Annotated in this window: 4 protein-coding genes and 1 pseudogene; 3 read left to right on the top strand and 2 right to left on the bottom strand. The window is 65.4% G+C overall.

The annotated features are described in order from the left end of the window. Window positions 1-822: pseudogene (locus VK519_RS01190) on the bottom strand (hypothetical protein); the annotation flags it as partial. 344 nt (window positions 823-1,166) lie between these two features. Continuing rightward, window positions 1,167-1,784: a hypothetical protein gene (locus tag VK519_RS01185; protein ID WP_324346869.1), complete on the bottom strand. Its 618-nt coding sequence runs from the start codon at window positions 1,782-1,784 to the stop codon at window positions 1,167-1,169. A gap of 110 nt (window positions 1,785-1,894) precedes the next feature. Here VK519_RS01185 and VK519_RS01180 point away from each other — a divergent pair, with 110 nt between their 5' ends. Genes VK519_RS01180 through VK519_RS01170 form a run of 3 tightly spaced genes read left to right on the top strand, consistent with a single transcriptional unit; the run spans window position 1,895 to window position 4,499 of the window. After that, window positions 1,895-2,392 carry a hypothetical protein gene (locus tag VK519_RS01180; protein ID WP_324346867.1) on the top strand — a complete coding sequence of 166 codons (498 nt, stop codon included), beginning with the start codon at window positions 1,895-1,897 and terminating at the stop codon, window positions 2,390-2,392. 46 nt (window positions 2,393-2,438) lie between these two features. Beyond that, window positions 2,439-2,816 carry a tautomerase family protein gene (locus VK519_RS01175; RefSeq protein WP_324346865.1) on the top strand — a complete coding sequence of 126 codons (378 nt, stop codon included), beginning with the start codon at window positions 2,439-2,441 and terminating at the stop codon, window positions 2,814-2,816. 51 nt (window positions 2,817-2,867) lie between these two features. Further along, entirely contained in the window at window positions 2,868-4,499 is a 1,632-nt protein-coding gene (locus tag VK519_RS01170) for a sigma-70 family RNA polymerase sigma factor (RefSeq protein WP_324346863.1), read from the top strand. Window positions 4,500-4,644: the final 145 nt, after the last annotated feature.

Raw genomic sequence — 4,644 nt, 5'->3', positions numbered from 1 at the left:
CGCACCGCCGGAGCCCGCACCACCGGTGTTCGAGCCACCGGCACCACCGGCTCCGCCCGCACCGCCGCTGGCCAGCGAGTCGCCGGACGTACCGCCGGTGCTTGTCGCCGAACCGCTGGTGCCCGTGCCGTCGCCGGACGTGCCGCCGGTGGCCGACCAGGTACCCGTGCCGCCCGTGGGCGAACCGGAGTTATCGCCGGCACCACGTTCGCGCGTCCTGATGTGTGTTGCGTTCGAGCCATTGCTCTCGCTGCCACCAGCAAGGCTGGCACCGCCCGCATCGCCACTGTCCGCACCCGAGCCACCGGCATGACTACCGTTGGCACGTGCCCGACCGCCGTTGCCGCCGTCACCACCGCTTGCGCCGGCCGCTATGCCGCCCAGTCCCGCGCCGCCATCACCAGCTTTGCCGCCATTGGCATTGCCCCAGTTGCTGGCAACGTTGCCGATGTCATGGATGCGGATGTCGGTGACTTCGCCACTCAAGCTGCTGGTGGCGATGGCGTTGGACGTGTTGAATGCGTCCGAAGCATTTGAGGTGGCGGTACCACCGTTATTGGCCGAGGCTGCGCCGAGGCCGCTGGCCGATGCGTGGCCGTCGTTGTTGCGGTTATCGCCCGTCGACGAATTGGAGTCGTCGCGGAAATGCGTGCTGGAGTTGTTGTTGCGGTTGCTCGAGCTGTCGTTGGCTGAGTCCTGTATCGCCAACGAATGGCGCTGGGCACTGGCGCCGGCACCGCCGGTCAGTGTGTCGTCGGCCAGGGCCGGCAGGGTGAAACCGATGCCAACGACGATTGCCGTGGCGAGGAGAGTCTTGCGCATGATGAAACCTCCGGAGAATGTAGCGGATGCGAACCCCCTGTTCTCGACGGTCACCGAATGCAAGGCAACCGCTGACGGAAGCAAAAGGAGCAACAACCGTGCCCGGGTTCGGAGAGCGCCCGGATAATTCAAAAAATGCGTTGGTAGTCAATGATATGCGTGATAACGCAACGCGGCCTGGGAGCGGTCGATATCACGTTCGGATCATCGAACCGACACACCGCTGTTACAGGTCGTGAGAATGCGGCTCAAGCATCCACGAGAATTTCACGCACTTGGATTCCATCGTTACGCCAGGCGCGGCACTTTGCGTGAAAGCGTCGGCGGAGGGTGTATCAGATGCGTTACAGCACCAGGCCGTCGCGGCCGAGTACGCGTTGCGCGCACCAGTCCACCAGTAGCAGGCTCCACGCCTGCGGCAACATGTTGAGCGCGCTGAACAAGGCCGCATCGTCGGCCGACTCGCCTGGCAGCAGTCCCAGCACCGGCACGTGGTGCGCGGTGACGTAGCCATAAAGCATGGCCTGCTGATGCACGGAGAAACTGAAGCCACCTGTCAGCCGCCCGGCCACACCTTGCCTGGCAAACAGGGTGGGCGCGACACCGGCAGGTAGCTTCAGTGCCTTTTCCAGCAGGCGCAGTGGTTCGGGGCCGGCGACGACCACGCCCCGTTGCAGCCGCCGCGGATGCGGCGTGGACCATCCACCGTTCACCGCGTTCACGCCCGCCGCGACACGCACAGCAGCCAGGTGCCGCCGGATCTCGGGCAACCGGGTGGCGGGAAGCAGTTCGAACTGAGCCCACTCGTGCTCATGCATCAGCACGTCGTTGTCGGAGGGTGGGTGCGAGACAGGTTCAAGCGGGAGTTCGTCCGCGGCAATGGTCGGCACGCGGAAAGCTGCATTGGCGTCGCTGCCGCCGATGCCACGTCGGGCGACGAAGGATGCCAGGAATCGTTTCATCGCCAAGCGGTTACCCCCTGCCGGCGTTTGCGCGGCTGGGCAAATGCTAGCCCAATCGACGGGGTCTCGTCGTGACGCCCCTCTATGTGATGGTGGTAACCTTACAGGCCATGAAAACGATGCCGCTGGCTGCTGCGATGGCGTTGGCCCTGGCTGTCCTGCCGGTAGGGATCGGCAATGCCCAGAGTGTTGGGGGTCAGAGTCATTACTCTGACCCCGGGCATCCGGAGGCCGCCACAGTATCCCGGCTCATTGACGACACCACGAAAGATTCGAAGGCCCAGGCGCATGCCGTCGAGGCCCTGGTCGGCATGGGCAAGGCCGCCGTGCCGGCCCTCGTGCCGCACCTGGGCGACGGCCGGCCGCTGGCCGAGCGATCGATCATCCTGCCCAATCGCCCCGGACACATCCACGACCGCCAGTTCCAGCCCTGGACGGTGCACGACGCGGTGGTCGTGCTGCTGCGTGAAATCGCTCCCCAGGGACCTGCCATCGGCAGCCATAACCTGCACACGGTGGATCCGGGCCAGCGCGTCCAGGTCAAGCGCAAGTGGGTGAACTGGTGCGTCGGGCAGTTCCCGGCACAGGCCGACGACTGCCGCTCGTAACCTTTGCGCCTGAATCAAATATCCCCACCTAAACCGGAGTTTTTCCATGCCCATCGCCCGCATCGAACTTGCCCGTGGCAAGTCCCCCGAGCACGTCAAGGCCATCGGCCAGGCCGTCTACGACGCCATGCTCGCCATCGGCGTACCGCAAAACGACCGCTTCCAGGTGATCACCGAACATGATCCAGACCGCCTGGTGTTCGATCGTACCTACCTGGGCATCGAGCGCACGGACGACTTCATCCTGGTGCAGATCACCATGAACGAAGGACGCACGCTGGAACTGAAGAAAAAGCTCTACCAGGGCATCGCCGACGGCATCCACGCGGCCACCGGCGTGCGCAAGCAGGATGTCATGATCAACCTGGTGGAAGTGAAGAAGGAAAACTGGTCGTTCGGCAACGGCGAAGCACAGTACGCCTGATGGAGGTGGCGCTTGTCACCTTTTCCGCCCGGCAGCCACTTATGTCTTGCCATGACCATGATCCTGCCATCCCTCCCTCCCGCCACCGACGACGCCGATCTGGTTGCCCAGAGCGTCGCCGGTAGCCACGCGGCCTTTGCCCGCATCGTCTCCCGGTACCAGTCGCTGGTGTGCTCCATCGGCTACAGCGCCACCGGGAATATCAGCCAGAGTGAAGACCTCGCGCAGGAAACCTTCCTGGCGGCGTGGCGGAGCCTGCGCGAATTGCGTGAACCTGAACGCCTTCGCGCGTGGCTGTGCGGCATCGCGCGGAACATCGCGCATGGCAGCCTGCGGCGGGCCGGCCGTGAACCGGCGCACGCAGCCTCGGACCTGGATGACGCAGCCCAGGCCATCGACACCGGTCCCTTGCCGGTGGACAGCGCGATCAGCGATGAAGAACAAACCCTGCTCTGGCGCGCCATCGGCGAGATCCCGCCGATCTACCGCGAGCCCCTGGTGCTGTATTACCGGGAACATCAATCCGTCGAAGCGGTGGCTGATGCGCTGGACATCAGCCTTGATGCCGCCAGGCAGCGGCTGTCCCGCGGCCGCAAGTTGTTGCGTGAACACATTGCCGGCTTCGTTGAAGGTGCACTGGCCCGTAGCGTGCCAAGGGCTGACTTCACCCGCGCGGTGATCGCCGCGCTGCCGATCGGTCCGGCGGCCGTGGCGACCGCGACATCCACCGCCACGGCAAAGGTTGGCGCCATAGCCAAGTCCATCAGCCTGGCGTCGGTATTGCAGTGGTTCGCGGGGCCGGCCATCGGCGCCGTGGGCGCTTACTTTGGCGTGAGGACAAGCCTGGATGCGGCCGTGACGCCCCGCGAGCGGTCCAGGGTGTGGAACCAATTGCGCGTGGTCGCTGCCGGGCTGCTGGTGTTCATCCCGTTGCTGCTGGCTTTCACGTTTGCCGGCGGCTTCTGGCTGCAGCACCCGGTGCTGTTCGCGCTGGCTGGCATGGGGCTGCCGTTGCTGTTCGCCCTCTGGCTATGCCTGGTCGTGTTGCGCTTTTCCCGGGAATTGCGCGTGCTTCGTGCCGCCGAACAACGTGCGCATCCACAGAGCTTCCTGCCCAAAGCCGGCAAGCCCGCCGCCTTCGGTGAATATCGTAGCGCCTGGACGTTGCTCGGGCTGCCGCTGGTACACATCCAGTTTGGTACGCCGCCCGTCGATGGCGGTTGGGCGCGCGGCTGGATCGCGGCAGGCGACCGCGCCTTCGGCGTGCTGTTCGCTTTTGGTGCGGTCTCGGTAGGCGGCATCAGCGTGGGCGCTGTGTCGGTGGGATTGGTGTCGGTGGGCTCGGTGGCCGTGGGCGCGGTCGCGGCCGGCACGCTCGGCGTCGGCGTGCTTGGATTTGGCGCGATGGCCATCGGCAAGTTCGCCATGGGCGCTTACGCCGTGGGTTGGACCGCCGCTGCCGGGGCCATCGCCGTGGCCAACGAGTATGCCTGGGGCGAACACGCGGTCGCCTGGCATGCCAATGATCTGCAGGCAGGCGCTTTCATGCTTCGACATCACGCGCAGGAGGTCTTCAACGGCTTGCTTGCGTTGACGGCAGTGCTCGTTGTGCTGCCTTCGCTGGCCTATGCCGCCTTGCTGCGGCGACGCCGGCGCACTTCAAAACCACCCACGGGGAACTGACATGTCCGTTACTGGCAACACCGCGCCGCGTTTCACGGCGCTCGGGTACCTGCGCGCCTTCGTGACGCTTTTGGTGGTGGCCCATCATGCGGTATTGGCCTACCACCCCTACGCGCCGGCGCCCACGGCGATGGATGCCCCGGGT

Source organism: Pinirhizobacter sp., assembly GCF_035317885.1.
Classification (GTDB): domain Bacteria; phylum Pseudomonadota; class Gammaproteobacteria; order Xanthomonadales; family Rhodanobacteraceae; genus Pinirhizobacter.
This window is presented reverse-complemented; position numbering and strand designations above follow the sequence as displayed.